We start from the raw sequence: 16,559 nt of genomic DNA, 5'->3' as shown, positions 1-16,559 counted from the left end.
GCCCTTTGTGGATTGCCTGTGCCGGCCCATTCGCGGATTGACCTGCGAACGGGCTGGTACAGGCTACGAATCAATCCAGGTGGAAGGTGATCCTGAACGCAGCGCCCCCCAGCGGCGAATCGCCAAGGCTCAGCTCGGCGTCATAGCTGTCGACGATATCCTTGACCACTGCCAAGCCAATGCCCTGCCCCGGGTGCTGGCTGTCCAGCCGCTCCCCACGCTCCAGAATGCGTTCACGCTGGTCGACGGGCACGCCCGGCCCGTCGTCCTCGATGCACAAGGTCAGATACCCCGGCGCCTTCACCAGGCTCACCCGCACTTGGCCCAGGCTCAGCCGGTAGGCGTTCTCCAGCAGGTTGCCGAGCATTTCCAACAACGCGCCCTGCTCCATCGGTACCTGCGCCGCGTCCGGCAACTCCAGCACCACGTCCACGCGTTTTTCCCGGTAAACCTTGGCCAAGGTGCTGCACAGGCTGTCGAGCAACGGCCGCAGCAATACGCTGTGGCGGACCAGGCCACTCTTGCGCAGGCTGGCGCGTTGCAGCTGGTAGTCGATCTGCTGGCTCATGCGCTCGATCTGGCTTTGCAGCACCCGCGCCTGCTCGCGCTCGCCGCTGCGTTGCTGCAAGCTTTCACCCACCCCCTGCAACACCGCCAGCGGCGTCTTCAGGCTGTGCGCCAGGTCGTCCAGCGAATCACGGTAGCGCGTGCGCTGCTCACGCTCACTGCGCAACAGACGGTTGAGCGAGCGGGTCAGGCGCAGCAACTCGCGTGGGTGCTCGCCGCTCAGGCCGTCACGTGCACCGGATTCCACTTCATCCAGTTCGTGGCTGAGGCGTCGCAACGAGCGCAGCCCCCAGGTCAGGCCTGCCCACAACAACACCATGAGCGCCAGCAATGCAGCGCCGAACCCCAGGTAGAGCTTTTCGCGCAGGCCATTGAGGGTGGCCTTGTACTCGCTCACGGGCTGCAGAGCGACAATGCTGTAGGCGGCGCTCTGCCCGCCCAGCAGCTTTATCTCGACGTCATACACGAAGAACTCTTCGCCATCGGACTGGTGAATGCGGTCGAACTCGTTGCCGCGCCCGTCATAGCGCGGCTGGTAGTTGATGTGCCGGTCGGCGGTGGCACGCGACTGCCAGACCAGTTTGCCGTCGCGGTCAAAGATATAACCGAGCAGGCCTGTGTAGGGCAGGTTGTAGCGCTCGTCCGGCAGCAGTGTCGGCATCTGCAACCGGCCATGCTCGATACGCGCAGCGGAAATCAGCGTGGTCACATCCGAGGCCAGACGCTGCTCGATCGATTCCTGCAGAGCCAGGCTGAAGGCCTTCTGCAAGGCCGGCAGCAGCGCCAGCATGAACAGCAGCGCCAACACTGCGGCGGCCAGCATCAGGCGCACCCGCAGCGAGCGGATCATCGGCAGCGCTCGGTGAACAGGTAGCCCAGGCCGCGCACCGTGTCGATGGGTTTGAAGCCGCGCTCCCCTTCAAGCTTGCGGCGCAGGCGGCCAACCAGCACTTCGATGACATTGGGGTCGCGCTCTTCGTCTCCTGGGTACAACTGCTCCATCAGGCGATCCTTGGCCACCACCTGCTGGTGATGGCGCATGAGGTATTCGAGGATGCGGTATTCGTAGGCGGTCAGGGCCAAGGCTTGTTCGTCGAGGGTGGCCTGCTTGCGGTTGAGGTCAAGCACCAAGGGGCCAGCGGCGATGGTCGACTGGGTGAAACCACTGGAGCGGCGCAACAGGGCATTGAGCCGTGCTTCAAGCTCCTCGAACTGGAACGGCTTGACCAGGTAGTCGTCGGCACCGGCGGCCAGGCCCTCGACCTTGTCTTGCCAGTTGCCACGGGCTGTGAGGATGAGAATGGGGAAGGTCTTGTCCTGGCTGCGCAGGCGCGTAATCAGCTCCAGGCCGCTGATACCGGGCAGGCCCAGGTCGATGATGGCAAGGTCGAAATGGTACTGCTCGGCCTGGTACAGCGCCTCTTCGGCATCAGCGACCGCCTCGACCACATGGCCGCTTTCGCCCAGGCGGGTGTAGAGGTGATGGCGAAGCAGGGCTTCGTCCTCGACCACCAGCAGTTTCATGTGCAGCTCCTTATGTGTATTGCCTGTACCGGCCCTTTCGCGGGCACGCCCGCTCCCACAGTAATCGCACAGTCCCTGAAACCTGTGTAGCACCTGCAGAAACCAAAGGCACTGCACAGGTTCTGAGGTTTGTGCAGCACCTGTGGGAGCGGGCGTGCCCGCGAAGAGGCCAGTACAGGATAACGCGGCTCGTCCGTCAGAACTTGTATGAAGCCGCCAGGTAGGTCTGGGCGCTGCTGGTCAGACGCAGGGTGCCGTCCTTCGGCCCGCCATGTGCGCCCACCTCGGTCGCGGCATTGGTGCGCAGGTAACGGTAGCCCAGTTCGACCGAGGCCTTGTCGGTGATGTCCTGGATCACACCGGCCTGCAAGCCGTAGGCATAACCGTAGTCAGTGTCCCGGCTGGCGCCTGGCGAGTCCTGGGTCAGCTTGGTCACACCCAGGCTGCCACCACCGAACAGCTTGGTGGTATCGCCCACCGGCAGGAACAAGTCGTAGCTGCCAAGCAGGTTTTCCTGGCGCAACTTCAGGCCACTGTGGTCGCCAGATACGTTGTCATAGGTCATGTAGTAGCGGCCCTGGTCGTTGATCTTGCCCAGACGCACACCCCAGGTATCGTCCTTGCCGATGATACCGTCGGCGTTGAGGTGGTCGGTGTTGCGTTGCAGCAGGCCGGACTTGCGGACTTTGTCGCTGGTCTGGCCGTAGGTGAGGCTGGCGAAGTTGTCGTCCGCGGCCTGGGCGGTGGTGATGCCAGCGGCACAGACGGCCATGGCGGCAAGCAGGGTATTGAAGGTTTTCATGGCTGGGTACTCCAGTTGGGTGCGCTGTTTCGGTCTGGAAGCTAGAGTAATCAGGGCACCCTGAACCGCGACTGAACCCTGGCTGAACCCCGGCTGAACGAACCGATAGCAAAACAAGGAGTTGTGAACATGCGAGCCCTGCTGGCCCTGACCCTGATGTGCAGCGCCGCCCTCGCCCAAGCGGCGGTAGTGACCCGTGAAATTCCTTATCAGGACGACGATGGCAACCGCCTCGTCGGCTACTACGCCTACGATGACGCGCTGGACGGCAAACGCCCAGGCATCGTTGTGGTGCATGAATGGTGGGGCCTGAACGACTATGCCAAGCGTCGTGCGAGAGATCTCGCCGCCCTGGGCTACAAGGCACTGGCCATCGACATGTACGGCGATGGCAAACACACCGAACATCCGCAGGATGCCCAGGCATTCATGGCCGCAGCAATGAAGGACCCGGCCGCAGCAGCAGCGCGCTTCGACGCGGGCCTGGAGTTGTTGAAAAAGCAGCCGAATGTGAACAAGCATCAACTGGGCGCTGTCGGCTACTGTTTTGGCGGCAAGGTGGTGCTCGATGCCGCACGCCGGGGAGAAAAGCTCGATGGCGTGGTGAGCTTCCATGGCGCATTGGCCACCCAGACCCCGGCAAAACCTGGCGTAGTGCGGGCCGATATCCTGGTCGAGCATGGTGCGGCGGACAGCATGGTCACCCCACAGCAGGTAGAGGCGTTCAAGGCCGAGATGGATGCGGCCAAGGTCAACTACCAGTTCGTCAGTATTGAAGGGGCCAAGCACGGGTTCACCAACCCCGATGCCGATCGGCTGAGCCATGGTGAACATGGTGGGCCGGACATTGGCTATAACAAGGCAGCGGACGAGCGTTCCTGGGCGGATATGCAGGCGTTCTTCAAGAAGGTGTTCAAATAAAAGATTGTGCAATCGTTGTAGGAGCAACTGTCTTGCTCAATTTCTAAAAGCTGGCGCGATCTGTGGGAGCGGGCTTGCCCGCGAACACGGGCGAAGCCCGTGCCATCCACCGCGGTGTATTCTTCGCGGGTAAACCCGCTTGTATGGTTAGACTTGAAGGGGTGGTGGGACTAAATGCCCGATTCTGACTGTTACGAGCAGTACAGACCGTGGGAGACATCGCCCCACCCCTTCCACCAAAGCGCCGATAAAGAATGCATCGTTTGCAAGCGACGATAGAAGCAAGCCAGCGCCTCTTGGTGAAAGCCCCTCAAGCCGAAAAACCATAACGTGGAGAGCCGCCGATGGCAATGCAGGTAGTGAAGTCGATCATCGGAGCGGACGTTGCAAAAGCTGAATTGGTGATCCATCACGAGGAGCGTGATGAGATCATCAAGCTGAAAAACTCTAAATCTGAAATCAATAAGTGGCTCAGGCAGCAGCCACTGAACACGGCTATCGCCGTTGAAGCGACCAACATCTATCACTTGGATCTGGTCGAGCTAGCCCATGGCATGGGCTTCGATGTTTATGTCATTGATGGATTTCAACTGAGTAACTATCGCAAGAGTGTTGGCGGCCGAGTCAAAACTGACCCGTCCGATGCGCGGTTACTGTCCCGTTTTCTGAAAAACGAGGGTGAGGATCTTCGCCCTTGGACCCCGCCTCCCGCCGTCTACGGCAAGCTGCAGAGCCTTCTGCGGCGCAGGGCTGCGCTGGTATCGGCACGTACTGCAATGACGCAGAGCTGGGCTAACGAGGGCCTGTTGAAAGCGGCCTTCGAAACCTTCGTCAAGTCGATAGAACGGCTGGACTTGCTGATACAAAAGAAGATCAAAGAAGTATTGCGAGAGGCAGGGCTGCTTGAACAGGTTATTCGCTGCCAAGCCGTGGAAGGTATTGGTTTTCTCACAGCGTCAGCACTGGTAATGGCATTTATCAGAGGCGAATTCAAAAGCAGTGACGCTTACATCGCCTTCTTGGGGATGGATCTGCGAGTGAATGACTCCGGGCAAAAGAATGGACGCCGCCGCCTTACAAAGCGAGGCTGTTCGGAGATCCGTCGTTTGTTGCATAACGCAGCGATGTCGGCCAGTAGGTCAGCTACCTGGAAAGACGTGTATGAGCAGTATCGGAGCAACGGTAAAGCAACGACTCAGGCATTAGTGATCTTGGCTCGCAAGCTCGCTCGCGTCGCATTCGCCCTGATGCGAGATCAGGGCGAATACGTCACCAAAAGCCGAAAATTGGCTTGCTGAAAACCATAGAATCTCCCACACGATCACGCTTTGATCTGCGCCATGTTGTCATGGCTGCGGTAAGTCATCCTGCCACGCCACCTCCCTTAGCGCCTGCACAGCTGGCACAATAGCCGCCATGAACACACTTCCCGCCTGCTGCGCCCCGCTCCGGCACCACTGGCCCCTGCCCCGTCCATTGCCCGGCGCGGTGCTGGTCAGTTGCGCCTTCGACCCTGCCCACCTGGCAACCGACGACTTCCAGCGCGCCGGTATCGTGCCCAGCGCCAGCCTGCAGCGCTCGGTCGCCAAGCGCCAGGCCGAGTACCTGGCCGGTCGCGTATGTGCCCGCGCCGCGCTCCAGCACCTGGACGGTCGCGACTACGTGCCCGGCACCCACGAAGACCGCTCGCCCATCTGGCCCGCCGGTATTCATGGCTCGATCACACACGGCAAGGGCTGGGCCGCTGCGGTGGTCGCCGGCGAAAACAGCTGCCAAGGTCTGGGCCTGGATCAGGAAGCCTTGCTGGATGACGAGCGCGCCGAGCGGCTGATGGGTGAAATCCTTATCCCGGCAGAGCTCGAACGCCTTGACCGCCGCCAGCTTGGGCTTACGGTCACCCTGACGTTCTCGCTGAAGGAAAGCTTGTTCAAGACCCTGTACCCACTGACTCGCCAACGCTTCTACTTCGAACACGCAGAAGTGCTCGACTGGTCCGCGGAAGGGCTGGCGCGCTTGCGCCTGCTCACCGACCTGTCACCGCAGTGGCAGCAAGGCGCAGAGCTGCAAGGCCAGTTCTGCCTGCAGGACGGCCACCTGCTGAGCCTGGTCAGCGTCTGACCTTTACAGCGGTGCCTGCTGCCTTGGCCAGTTCAGGCTGAAGCAGGCACCGCCCAACGCCTCGCTGCGGCCCACCGTGGCCCGGCCCGCGTGCCAGTAGATGATCCGCCGTACGATCGACAAGCCCAACCCGTGCCCGCCCGAGGCACGGGTACGGCTGTCATCGAGGCGGGTGAAGGGCGTGAAGATGCGGTCCCAGAAGCCCTCGGGGATCCCCGGGCCGTCATCCTCCACATCGATGCGGCAACGTTGCTGGCCCAGCTGATAGCTCAGGCGCACTTCGCCCTCGGCATGGCGCATGGCATTGCCGACAAGGTTCTGCAAGGCCCGGTGCAAGTAGCGCGGCTCGGCCTCGACCCAGGCGCCTTCGGCATCCGCGCCCTGGCAGTCGCCGCGCACCACCCGCACCTCGGCACGCAAAGGTGCGAGCTCTTCGATCACCCGATCGAGCAAGGCATCCAGATCGACCCGCTGGAACTTCAAGGCCGGTGCGCCCTGCTCCAGGCGGGCGTAGGTCAGCATCTCATCGACCAGCTTGTCGAGGTCCTGAATATCCCCGTCCATGCCCGCCAGATGCTTAGCCCGCACCTGTTCAGTCGTGGCGCTTTCGATCATCTCCAGGCCAAAGCGCAGGCGCGCCACCGGCGTGCGCAGCTCGTGGGACACCGCTCGCACCAGCTCACGCTGCATGGTCAGCGAGCGCTGCAGGTGCTCGGCCATGCCATTGAAGGCAGCCGCCAGGCGCCCTACCGAGTCGGCGTCGCCGGCCGGCACGCGGGTATCCAGGCTGCCCTGGGCGATGCGCGTGGCAGCAATCTCCAGGCCCGACACACGACGTTCCAGCTGACGCACCAGCAGGTAGACCACCAGGCCGATCAGGCACAGCCCCAGGAAGGCAATCAGGATCAGCAACTGCGGCGGGTAAGGGTTGAGCTGGTACAGCGGGCCGATTTCCAGTACCCATGGCGAGCCCGTCAGCCCAGCGAACACCCGGATCGAGTCACCATCCTTGCCCAGCGCCATCACCGTGTCGCCCTCCTCCACCCGGCGCCGCTGGTCATCGTCCAGGCTGACCCGCTCGATACGTTGCAAGGCAACGCCAAAGCCGAAGCCTTTTTCCTGCTTGATCTGTGCCAGACGCTGCTGCTGTTCGGCTACCGGGTAGCGCACCAATTCGTCGGCCAATAGATAGAGGGTGGCCCGCGCCAACTGCTCGCTGATCTGTTTGATCTGCGCGACCAGCATCAGGTCTTCCTGGCCCACCTTGCGTAGCACTTGCGCCGCATGCGGGCCAATCTTCTCGACCACCACCAGGCCACGGTACAGGCGCGCCCGCTGGCCACCGTCAAGGCTGCGTGCGCTCATCGGCTGCAGCGCCAACGGCACGCCAAGCAGGCGTTCCCAGATCAGCAGCGAACGCTTGCGTTGGGTTTCATTCTGCATTGCCAGGTTGTCGGCCATCAGGCTGAAGGTGCCCTGGGCCAGGCCCTCGCGGTGCTGGGCAGCGCGCACTTCGTTGACCAGGTGCAGGCTGAGCACGCCAAGCAGGGCCACCAGCACCAGCACGGCCAGCATGCCGCCGTAGATGCGCAGGAAGATCGAATTGTTCATGGCGCCTCGCCCACGAACAGGTAGCCTTTGCTGCGCAGGGTCTTGATCAACCGCGGCTGAAGCGGGTCATCGCCGATCTTGGGGCGGATTTTCGAGATGCGGATATCGATGGAGCGGTCCTGGCCGTCGTAGCCCACGCCACGCAGTGCGGTGAAGATCTGTTCACGGGTCAGCACCCGGCCAGCGTTGCTGGCCAACAGCCAGAGCAGGTCGAATTCGGCGCCGGTCAGCTCGATCAACTGCTCGCCCAGGTGCGCCTCACGCAGGCGGTTGTCGATACGCAGCGCACCGAAGGCCAGGTCCTGGCGCTTGCTGTCCACGGTTTCGCTGCGGCGCAGCAGGGCCTGGATACGTGCCAGCAGCAAGCGTGGGCGCACGGGTTTGCAGACGTAGTCGTCGGCGCCCAGGTCCAGGCCCTGGACCTGGTCGAGTTCATCGCTGCGCGCGGTGAGCATGAGGATCGGCCCCTGGTACTGGCTGCGCACCCGGCGGCAGATGCTCAGGCCGTCCTCGCCGGGCAGCATCAGGTCGAGGATGACCAAGTCGGGCTGGCTGTCGATGATGCGCCGGGCGGCGCGGGCACCATCACCCTCCACGCTGACCTCGAAGCCGTTGGCCTGCAGGTACTCGGCGGTCAGCTCGGCCAGGCGCTGGTCGTCTTCGACAATGAGGATGCGGGGTAGGGTTTGGTCCATGACTTTGGCCTTGTTTGTTCTTGGGATCGTGTCAGGGCAGCTGAGAGTATGACTGTAGATGGGTGGGGCCTGCGAGATCGAGCGCCGCCCGCACGGCGCATCGCGAGCGAAGCTCGCTACAACGGCCTGTGTCCAACCCCCGATGTGTGCCCACCACCGATCAATGTGTAGGAGCGGGTTTACCCGCGAATACGGTGGCGGCGGCAACGGTGAACGGCGGGTGGAAATTGGCCAGCAGGGCCGGCCCTTTCGCGGGTGAACCCGCTCCTACACGGCGGCCTGTGCCCAACCACCGACATGTGTCCACCCTCGATCAGGCGTAGGAGCGGGTTTACCCGCGAATACGGTGGCGGCGGCAACGGTGAACGGCGGGTGGAGATTGGCCAGCAGGGCCGGCCCTTTCGCGGGTGAACCCGCTCCTACACGGCGGCCTGTGCCCAACCACCGACATGTGTCCACCCTCGATCAGGCGTAGGAGCGGGTTTACCCGCGAATACGGTGGCGGCGGCAACGGTGAACGGCGGGTGGAGATTGGCCAGCAGGGCCGGCCCTTTCGCGGGTGAACCCGCTCCTACACGGCGGCCTGTGCCCAACCACCGACATGTGTCCACCCTCGATCAGGCGTAGGAGCGGGTTTACCCGCGAATACGGTGGCGGCGGCAACGGTGAACGGCGGGTGGAAATTGGCCAGCAGGGCCGGCCCTTTCGCGGGTGAACCCGCTCCTACACGGCGGCCTGCGCCCAACCACCGACATGTGTCCACCCTCGATCAGGCGTAGGAGCGGGTTTACCCGCGAATACGGTGGCGGCGGCAACGGTGAACGGCGGGTGGAAATTGGCCAGCAGGGCCGGCCCTTTCGCGGGTGAACCCGCTCCTACACGGCGGCCTGCGCCCAACCACCGACATGTGTCCACCCTCGATCAGGCGTAGGAGCGGGTTTACCCGCGAATACGGTGGCGGCGGCAACGGTGAACGGCGGGTGGAAATTGGCCAGCAGGGCCGGCCCTTTCGCGGGTGAACCCGCTCCTATGTATGGACTCGCCCACACTGTCTAGCTGCTTTTTTGAACATAGGAACCCGGTTGCATCTATGTATCAGGCCTGTTCGAGGAAGCTTTTTGCTTCTGGCCAACATCGTGGTGAGCTCGCAGTGTGCCGTTTACATTGAGGCCACTATCAGGCCTGTAGGAGCGGAGGCATCGGTCTGCGACGGTCTTACCTAGGGTCAATGTTCACTAGCAGGGGTTGGAGCGCCTAGCGCCCCGGTGGCATTACCCGGTGGGTCAGAGGCTCATAGCCGCCTCCGGTTTTTCGTTCGGTTTGCGTTGGTAAACCTGATCGCTCTGTAACAGGGCCCAGATAATCCGCAGATTTCGATTAGCCAGCCTGATCGCCGCCTCCTTGCGCCCAAGGCGGGATAGCCAACGCAAGAGGCGGCGATCATCTGGCTGATCGGAATCAGGCCTTAGCTGGCTCAAGACGGAATGCGCGCCCTGGATCATCAGGCTGCGTATGTAGCCGTCACCGCGCTTGCTCATCTTGCCCAATCTGATTTTGTTTCCGCTGCTGTGCTGATCGGGCACGATACCGAAGAAGGCGGAATACATTCGGCCACTGGCGAAGCGGCTGGGGTCGGTCTGTTTCGCCACGATCGCCGTGGCAATGATAGGGCCGACGCCGCGAATGGTGATCAGTCGCTGAGCGACTTTATCCTCTTGGGCAGTCGCTTCGAGCCGGCGGCTCAGCGCCGCTATGCGTTCACCTAGAGACAACCAGTCCATCAGCAACTCATCGAGCAACTCGCGCAACAGGTCGGGTAGAGGCAAGGAAGCATCCTCAAGCGCCTGAGGCACATGCTTATTGATCGCGGCATCGCCCTGGGGCATGGATACGCCATGCTCAAGTAGCAAACCACGGATCTGATTGCCCAGCGCGGTATGTCGCTTGATGTTACCGCGCCGGATACGGTGCAGCGCTTGAATAGCCAGTGCTGTGGTGCTCTTGATCGGTATCGAAGCGATGCTCGTATCGCGACCGGCACGCAAAATGGCATAGCAGTCGTTACGATCGTTCTTTGCACCGCTGCGATGTTCGGCGACACGTTGCGCCGGCAGGATGCGAACCGGATTACCTTTGGCCTGCAGCAGCCTGGCCCAGGCTTGCGCACCTGGACCGCACTCCATCAAGACGGCCACGGTCGTTGGCAGCCTGAGCAGGAAATCATGGAACGCTTGGCGGGATTTGATGCGATCTTCGTAGATCACCCGCCCAGTAGCGTCCTCGCCTGCTAATTGGAAGACCTGTTTGGCCAGGTCTACGCAGATGGTTGTGCAAAGCTCCACATCAGTGGAAGACAGGGAATCGTGTTTCGAACTATGCTTTTTCATGGTCTCGCCCTCGCTGCCGTTGGCTTCTTCGAACACCACCGTGGCACTGTGATGCCTCGGCGGGGGCGAGTCCATCGATTACAGGCGACCGCGCGCGCGGGAACCAGGATCTTCAGGCATGCCCCTACCGCCCCCTCGACTGAACCGTTTTTTGTGATAGGGTTCGCGCCCGAAAAAAACTGCCCAAGGGCGTCACGAAGCAGAAAAATACTGCAAACCACTTGGCACAAGGCCTACAGCGAATACCCACCATTCACTCACAAAGTACGCACACGTTATCCACAGGCGATTGCCTTGCAAAGCCCCCAATACCGCATTATCTTGTATCCCGATCGCAGCGAACCACTAGATATAGGGGTTCGTGCAAAATCACACACAAAAGTCAACCCGCAAGATCAAGCGATTTTCCGGGCGGAACTTGAAGTGATTTCAGCAGCCAAACCGCTCCTGCGGAGGCGACCGAGGCAAGCCCTTCCAGGGCCTTGTTCGGGCATGGGTGTTGCAGGCCAGGCCTGGCATCCATCAGCAACAGATTTTGGGCCCCGCCCAGAACCTTTGACTTCGGCCAGGGAGCGGCAAGCCATTGCCCCTTATTCCTGAGTCTGTCCCGAAGTCGGTACGCCCGCGCGGGCGGATGCGCATGCATTACGCATCCCCGCGAGGCCATCGAGCAAGTGGACGGAACGGTGGGCGCCCTTAGGGCGCCTGAACAATATAGAAATTGTGGAGACACCCACCCATGCAAACCGACACAACTCGCGAGAACCCGCAGGCCAAGGTGCCGCAGGCCGCCGATTCCAACCCGGATCTGGCCGCCACCGCCCCTGGCCAACTGCGTGTGATCAAGCGCAACGGCACTGTCGTCCCTTACACAGACGACAAGATCACCGTGGCCATCACCAAGGCGTTCCTCGCAGTTGAAGGCGGTACCGCCGCCGCTTCGTCGCGCATCCACGACACCGTCGCGCGCCTGACCGAGCAGGTTACCGCCACGTTCAAGCGTCGCATGCCATCGGGTGGCACCATCCACATCGAAGAAATCCAGGACCAGGTCGAACTGGCCCTGATGCGCGCCGGCGAGCAGAAAGTCGCCCGCGACTACGTGATCTACCGTGACCAGCGCGCCAAGGAGCGCGCCACCCGCGCCAACACCGACGCCGTGGTCGAGCCGCACCCGAGCATCCGCATCACCCTGGCTGACGGCAGCCTGGCGCCGCTCGACATGGCCCGCCTGAACACCATCATCAGCGAAGCCTGCGAAGGCCTGGCCGAAGTCGATGGCGACCTGATCCAGCGCGAAACCCTGAAGAACCTGTACGACGGCGTGGCCATCAAGGACGTCAACACCGCCCTGGTGATGACCGCCCGTACCCTGGTGGAGCGCGAGCCGAACTACTCGTTCGTTACCGCCCGCCTGCTGATGGACACCCTGCGCGCCGAAGGCCTGGGCTTCCTGAATGTAGCCGACAGCGCCACCCACCACGAGATGGCTGACCTTTACGCCAAGGCCCTGCCGGCCTACGTCGCCAAAGGTATCGAGTTCGAGCTGCTGAACCCGGCCCTGGCCGACTTCGACCTGGAAAAACTGGGCAAGGCGATCAACCACGAGCGCGACCAGCAGTTCACCTACCTGGGCCTGCAGACCCTGTACGACCGCTACTTCATCCACAAGGATGGCGTGCGCTTCGAGCTGCCGCAGGTGTTCTTCATGCGTGTGGCCATGGGCCTGGCGCTGGAAGAAAAAGACAAGGAAGCCCGTGCGATCGAGTTCTACAACCTGTTGTCGTCGTTCGACTACATGGCCTCGACCCCGACCCTGTTCAACGCCGGCACCCTGCGCCCGCAGCTGTCCAGCTGCTACCTGACCACCGTGCCGGACGACCTGTCGGGCATCTACCACGCGATCCACGACAACGCCATGCTGTCGAAATTCGCCGGTGGCCTGGGCAACGACTGGACCCCTGTGCGCGCACTGGGCTCGTACATCAAGGGCACCAACGGCAAGTCGCAGGGCGTCGTACCGTTCCTGAAAGTGGTCAACGACACCGCCGTTGCGGTCAACCAGGGTGGCAAGCGCAAAGGCGCCGTGTGTGCCTACCTGGAAACCTGGCACCTGGACATCGAAGAGTTCATCGAGCTGCGCAAGAACACCGGTGATGACCGCCGTCGTACCCACGACATGAACACCGCCAACTGGATCCCTGACCTGTTCATGAAGCGTGTCTTCGATGACGGCAAGTGGACCCTGTTCTCGCCTTCGGAAGTGCCAGACCTGCACGACCTGACCGGCAAGGCCTTCGAAGAGCGCTACGAGTACTACGAAGCCCTGACCGAGTACAACAAGATCAAGGTGTTCAAGACCGTCCAGGCCAAAGACCTGTGGCGCAAGATGCTGTCGATGCTGTTCGAGACCGGCCACCCATGGCTGACCTTCAAGGACCCGTGCAACCTGCGTTCGCCGCAGCAGCACGTGGGCGTGGTCCACAGCTCGAACCTGTGCACCGAAATCACCCTGAACACCAACAAGGACGAGATCGCGGTCTGCAACCTGGGCTCGATCAACCTGCCGAACCACATCGTCGACGGCAAGCTGGACACCACCAAGTTGCAACGCACCGTGAACACCGCTGTGCGCATGCTCGACAACGTGATCGACATCAACTACTACTCGGTGCCGCAAGCGCGTAACTCGAACTTCAAGCACCGTCCGGTCGGCCTGGGCATCATGGGCTTCCAGGATGCGCTGTACCTGCAGCACATTCCTTACGGCTCCGATGCTGCCGTCGAGTTTGCCGACAAGTCGATGGAAGCGGTCAGCTACTACGCCATCCAGGCTTCTTGCGACCTGGCTGATGAACGCGGCGCCTACGAGACCTTCCAGGGTTCGCTGTGGTCCAAGGGCATTCTGCCGCTGGATTCGCAACAGATCCTGATCGAGGCCCGTGGCCAGAAGTACATCGACGTCAACCTGGAAGAAACCCTGGACTGGGCGCCGGTACGTGCCCGCGTACAGAAAGGTATTCGTAACTCGAACATCATGGCCATCGCGCCAACCGCGACCATCGCCAACATCACTGGCGTGTCGCAGTCGATCGAGCCTACCTACCAGAACCTGTACGTGAAATCGAACCTGTCGGGCGAATTCACCGTGATCAACCCGTACCTGGTTCGCGACCTCAAGGCCCGCGACCTGTGGGACTCGGTCATGATCAACGACCTGAAGTACTACGACGGTTCGGTACAGCAGATCGAGCGTATCCCGCAAGAGCTGAAAGACCTGTACGCCACTGCGTTCGAAGTCGAGACCAAGTGGATTGTCGATGCTGCTTCCCGTCGCCAGAAGTGGATCGACCAGGCGCAATCGCTGAACCTGTACATCGCTGGTGCATCGGGCAAGAAGCTGGACGTGACCTACCGCATGGCCTGGTACCGTGGCCTGAAAACCACCTACTACCTCCGTGCCCTGGCCGCCACCAGCACCGAGAAGTCGACCATCAACACCGGCAAGCTCAACGCCGTTTCCAGCGGTGGCGACAGCGCCCCGGTCCAGGCAGCCGGCCCAGCGCCAGTGCCGAAGGCCTGCGCGATCGACGAGCCTGACTGCGAAGCCTGCCAGTAAGGCCTGAATGCCGTGCGCGGTACCTACGGGTGCCCCGCGCGGCATTTTTGTATCCGCGCCTCAGAGAAACCTTGCCCTTTGCCCACTGTTCACGCAGCTCGGTAAAAGAACAGGACCTCTCAAAAAGGATGTAAGCCCATGGCGCGGAAAAAACTGGCATCTCGCAAGATTGGTCGCAACGCCGAAACCGGCCGTTTCACCTCAGTGGAACAGGCACGCAAGCACCCCAAGACACACATCGTCGAAACGCTGTATACCCACCGTAGCTAGTGGTGGCTGGCCTCATCGCCGGCTAGCCCTCGGTGAGGCCGATTCCGCCAATACAGCCCTCAGAAACACCATATGATGTGCCTTAAAATTTAAACTGGCACAACATATAGGTTGGCGCTACACTCTCCCCCCGTAGAAGAAGCCACCCGTTTCGTGAACGGACGCACGCCAAACCGGTCAAAAAAGTTACCCTCGCCGGCAAGACACGCGCCCCGATCGAAGGTGAATTCCGGTATACTTTGCGCCCTCTGAAAAGAGCACCTATTCAATTGTCCTGGCCCCTCCCAGAGGCCTGGCCAGGTACAAGCCAGAACACATTCAGATGTAAACGAGAGTCAGCCTCTCGAGCTGCCCATTCGCCATTACGGCCTTGCGTCAGGCATCACATTCTTAAAATCCAACCGGTTGCCTCTGGGCGACCCTCAAGCAGGAGCCAAACCATGCTGAGCTGGGACGAATTCGACAAAGAAGACGGCGAAGTAGCCGCCAAAGGCAACACCCCTGCGCAGGCCGCTGCCGCCGCCACCCTCGACAAGCTCGACAGCGCCGGTGGTGCCGCCGCCCTGGAGGCCCGTGCGGCCACCGCTTCTGACTCCGAAGCCGTCAAACGTGCCAAGGCTGCCCTCGACGCCCTCGACGTTGCCGAAGGCCTGGCCGAGCTGGAAGGCTCCTCGGCCCGCGTTGCAGTAGATGAAAAGCGCATGATCAACTGCCGCGCCGACCTCAACCAGCTGGTACCGTTCAAGTACGACTGGGCCTGGCAGAAGTACCTGGACGGCTGCGCCAACCACTGGATGCCGCAAGAGGTCAACATGACCGCCGACATCGCCCTGTGGAAGAGCCAGGACGGCCTGACCGAAGACGAGCGCCGCATCGTCATGCGCAACCTCGGCTTCTTCTCCACCGCCGACTCGCTGGTTGCCAACAACCTAGCCCTGGCCGTGTACCGCCTGATCACCAACCCGGAGTGCCGCCAGTACATCCTGCGCCAGGCTTTCGAAGAGGCGATCCACACCCACGCCTACCAGTACTGCATCGAGTCGCTGGGCATGGATGAAGGCGAGATCTTCAACATGTACCACGAGATCCCGTCGGTCGCTAAAAAAGCCGCCTGGGGCCTGAAGTACACCCGCGCCATCTCCGACCCGGAATTCAACACCGGCACCGTCGAAACCGACAAAGAGCTGCTGCGCAACCTGATCGCCTACTACTGCGTCCTGGAAGGCATCTTCTTCTACTGCGGCTTCACCCAGATCCTGTCCATGGGCCGCCGCAACAAGATGACCGGCGTGGCCGAGCAGTTCCAGTACATCCTGCGTGACGAGTCGATGCACCTGAACTTCGGTATCGACGTGATCAACCAGATCAAGATCGAAAACCCGCACCTGTGGGATGCGGCGATGAAGGAAGAAGCGACCCAGATGATCCTGCAAGGGACCCAGCTGGAGATCGAATACGCCCGAGACACCATGCCACGCGGCGTATTGGGCATGAACGCAGCGATGATGGAGGATTACCTCAAGTTCATTGCCAACCGTCGTTTGACCCAGATTGGTTTGAAAGAAGAGTACCCAGGGACTACCAACCCGTTCCCATGGATGAGCGAGATCATGGACTTGAAGAAAGAGAAGAACTTCTTTGAGACGCGTGTGATTGAGTATCAGACGGGTGGTGCGTTGAGCTGGGACTGATTGTCCGGGCTGATTATCGAGAAGGCTGCCGATTGGCAGCCTTTTTTTATGATTTTCCCCAAGGGTCCTGACGTCAGTTACGAAAAGTGACCACAGCGCCATTCCCTTCAAATGAAGAGGCCTCGCCCCTGCCGACAGGAGGGGTACGGCACCAGCAAGGATGCCGGGACTGGACATGCCAGTCTAAGTGGTCAAGGGCGAGGCCAGATCTGAAGATAGCGCAGGCTCGGGTATAGGGCCACCGCTGTTTCGATTTCATTTGTAACCCTGTCCCCGGTTTGCGGTGCGAGGCAGCCAATGGGGTGGATGGCACGGGCTTTACCCGTGCTCGCGGGCAAGCCCGCTCCTACCAAT

General features: G+C 61.5%; 12 protein-coding genes. 6 read left to right on the top strand and 6 right to left on the bottom strand.

Going from position 1 to position 16,559, the window contains the following annotated elements:
• Positions 1–70 precede the first annotated feature (70 nt).
• The 3 genes from ACI7M0_RS06130 to ACI7M0_RS06120 all read right to left on the bottom strand — a co-directional run bounded on the left by ACI7M0_RS06130 (position 71) and on the right by ACI7M0_RS06120 (position 2,893).
• Positions 71–1,417, bottom strand: a complete 1,347-nt coding sequence (locus ACI7M0_RS06130; RefSeq protein WP_129933767.1) for an ATP-binding protein — start codon at positions 1,415–1,417, stop codon at positions 71–73.
• Entirely contained in the window at positions 1,414–2,091 is a 678-nt protein-coding gene (locus ACI7M0_RS06125) for a response regulator (protein WP_010952339.1), read from the bottom strand. The genes ACI7M0_RS06130 and ACI7M0_RS06125 overlap by 4 nt, the downstream gene beginning before the upstream one ends.
• Before the next feature lie 196 nt (positions 2,092–2,287).
• A complete protein-coding gene (locus ACI7M0_RS06120) occupies positions 2,288–2,893 on the bottom strand; it encodes an outer membrane beta-barrel protein (protein WP_010952338.1) in 606 nt (201 codons plus the stop codon).
• Positions 2,894–3,022: 129 nt separating this feature from the next.
• Between ACI7M0_RS06120 and ACI7M0_RS06115 the strand changes: the two genes are divergently transcribed.
• The 3 genes from ACI7M0_RS06115 (at position 3,023) to ACI7M0_RS06105 (ending at position 5,932) form a co-directional block, all read left to right on the top strand.
• The gene (locus tag ACI7M0_RS06115; protein ID WP_004576834.1) at positions 3,023–3,814 is read left to right on the top strand and encodes a dienelactone hydrolase family protein; all 792 of its coding nucleotides are present in this window, start codon (positions 3,023–3,025) and stop codon (positions 3,812–3,814) included.
• Between the two features lie 344 nt (positions 3,815–4,158).
• On the top strand, positions 4,159–5,112 hold the full coding sequence (locus ACI7M0_RS06110) for an IS110 family transposase (protein ID WP_392523497.1): 954 nt from the start codon (positions 4,159–4,161) through the stop codon (positions 5,110–5,112).
• A 118-nt stretch (positions 5,113–5,230) separates the two neighbouring features.
• Complete coding sequence (locus tag ACI7M0_RS06105; RefSeq protein WP_010952336.1) at positions 5,231–5,932, top strand: 4'-phosphopantetheinyl transferase; 702 nt, start codon at positions 5,231–5,233, stop codon at positions 5,930–5,932.
• A 3-nt stretch (positions 5,933–5,935) separates the two neighbouring features.
• On the opposite strand, the gene ACI7M0_RS06100 is transcribed toward ACI7M0_RS06105, so the two are convergent.
• The 3 genes from ACI7M0_RS06100 to ACI7M0_RS06090 all read right to left on the bottom strand — a co-directional run bounded on the left by ACI7M0_RS06100 (position 5,936) and on the right by ACI7M0_RS06090 (position 10,580).
• Entirely contained in the window at positions 5,936–7,543 is a 1,608-nt protein-coding gene (locus tag ACI7M0_RS06100; RefSeq protein ID WP_104960957.1) for an ATP-binding protein, read from the bottom strand.
• Complete coding sequence (locus ACI7M0_RS06095) at positions 7,540–8,238, bottom strand: response regulator transcription factor (RefSeq protein ID WP_019438844.1); 699 nt, start codon at positions 8,236–8,238, stop codon at positions 7,540–7,542. Before ACI7M0_RS06095 ends, ACI7M0_RS06100 begins: the two co-directional genes overlap by 4 nt.
• Before the next feature lie 1,283 nt (positions 8,239–9,521).
• Positions 9,522–10,580, bottom strand: coding sequence for an IS110-like element ISPpu11 family transposase (locus ACI7M0_RS06090; protein ID WP_405314606.1), 1,059 nt, complete (start codon positions 10,578–10,580; stop codon positions 9,522–9,524).
• A gap of 784 nt (positions 10,581–11,364) precedes the next feature.
• On the opposite strand from ACI7M0_RS06090, the gene ACI7M0_RS06085 reads away from it, so the two are divergent.
• From ACI7M0_RS06085 to ACI7M0_RS06075, 3 genes are all read left to right on the top strand, one after another.
• The gene (locus ACI7M0_RS06085; RefSeq protein WP_020191859.1) at positions 11,365–14,244 is read left to right on the top strand and encodes a ribonucleoside-diphosphate reductase subunit alpha; all 2,880 of its coding nucleotides are present in this window, start codon (positions 11,365–11,367) and stop codon (positions 14,242–14,244) included.
• 138 nt (positions 14,245–14,382) lie between these two features.
• The gene (locus ACI7M0_RS06080) at positions 14,383–14,514 is read left to right on the top strand and encodes a hypothetical protein (RefSeq protein ID WP_003254821.1); all 132 of its coding nucleotides are present in this window, start codon (positions 14,383–14,385) and stop codon (positions 14,512–14,514) included.
• Between the two features lie 440 nt (positions 14,515–14,954).
• The gene (locus tag ACI7M0_RS06075) at positions 14,955–16,205 is read left to right on the top strand and encodes a ribonucleotide-diphosphate reductase subunit beta (RefSeq protein WP_003254823.1); all 1,251 of its coding nucleotides are present in this window, start codon (positions 14,955–14,957) and stop codon (positions 16,203–16,205) included.
• The last annotated feature ends 354 nt before the right edge of the window (positions 16,206–16,559 follow it).

Source organism: Pseudomonas sp. 10(2024) (assembly GCF_045164175.1).
GTDB classification, from domain to species: Bacteria; Pseudomonadota; Gammaproteobacteria; order Pseudomonadales; family Pseudomonadaceae; genus Aquipseudomonas; species Aquipseudomonas alloputida.
Note: the sequence above shows the minus strand (reverse complement) of the source record. Positions and strands in the feature narration are given on the sequence as shown.

Bases quoted from the DNA above. Each gene is read 5' to 3' on its own strand.
- ACI7M0_RS06075 (WP_003254823.1), top strand. From the start codon at position 14,955: ATGCTGAGCTGGGACGAATTCGACAAAGAAGACGGCGAAGTAGCCGCC.
- ACI7M0_RS06125 (WP_010952339.1), bottom strand. From the start codon at position 2,091: ATGAAACTGCTGGTGGTCGAGGACGAAGCCCTGCTTCGCCATCACCTC.
- ACI7M0_RS06080 (WP_003254821.1), top strand. From the start codon at position 14,383: ATGGCGCGGAAAAAACTGGCATCTCGCAAGATTGGTCGCAACGCCGAA.
- ACI7M0_RS06105 (WP_010952336.1), top strand. From the start codon at position 5,231: ATGAACACACTTCCCGCCTGCTGCGCCCCGCTCCGGCACCACTGGCCC.
- ACI7M0_RS06095 (WP_019438844.1), bottom strand. From the start codon at position 8,238: ATGGACCAAACCCTACCCCGCATCCTCATTGTCGAAGACGACCAGCGC.
- ACI7M0_RS06085 (WP_020191859.1), top strand. From the start codon at position 11,365: ATGCAAACCGACACAACTCGCGAGAACCCGCAGGCCAAGGTGCCGCAG.
- ACI7M0_RS06110 (WP_392523497.1), top strand. From the start codon at position 4,159: ATGGCAATGCAGGTAGTGAAGTCGATCATCGGAGCGGACGTTGCAAAA.
- ACI7M0_RS06120 (WP_010952338.1), bottom strand. From the start codon at position 2,893: ATGAAAACCTTCAATACCCTGCTTGCCGCCATGGCCGTCTGTGCCGCT.
- ACI7M0_RS06115 (WP_004576834.1), top strand. From the start codon at position 3,023: ATGCGAGCCCTGCTGGCCCTGACCCTGATGTGCAGCGCCGCCCTCGCC.
- ACI7M0_RS06100 (WP_104960957.1), bottom strand. From the start codon at position 7,543: ATGAACAATTCGATCTTCCTGCGCATCTACGGCGGCATGCTGGCCGTG.
- ACI7M0_RS06130 (WP_129933767.1), bottom strand. From the start codon at position 1,417: ATGATCCGCTCGCTGCGGGTGCGCCTGATGCTGGCCGCCGCAGTGTTG.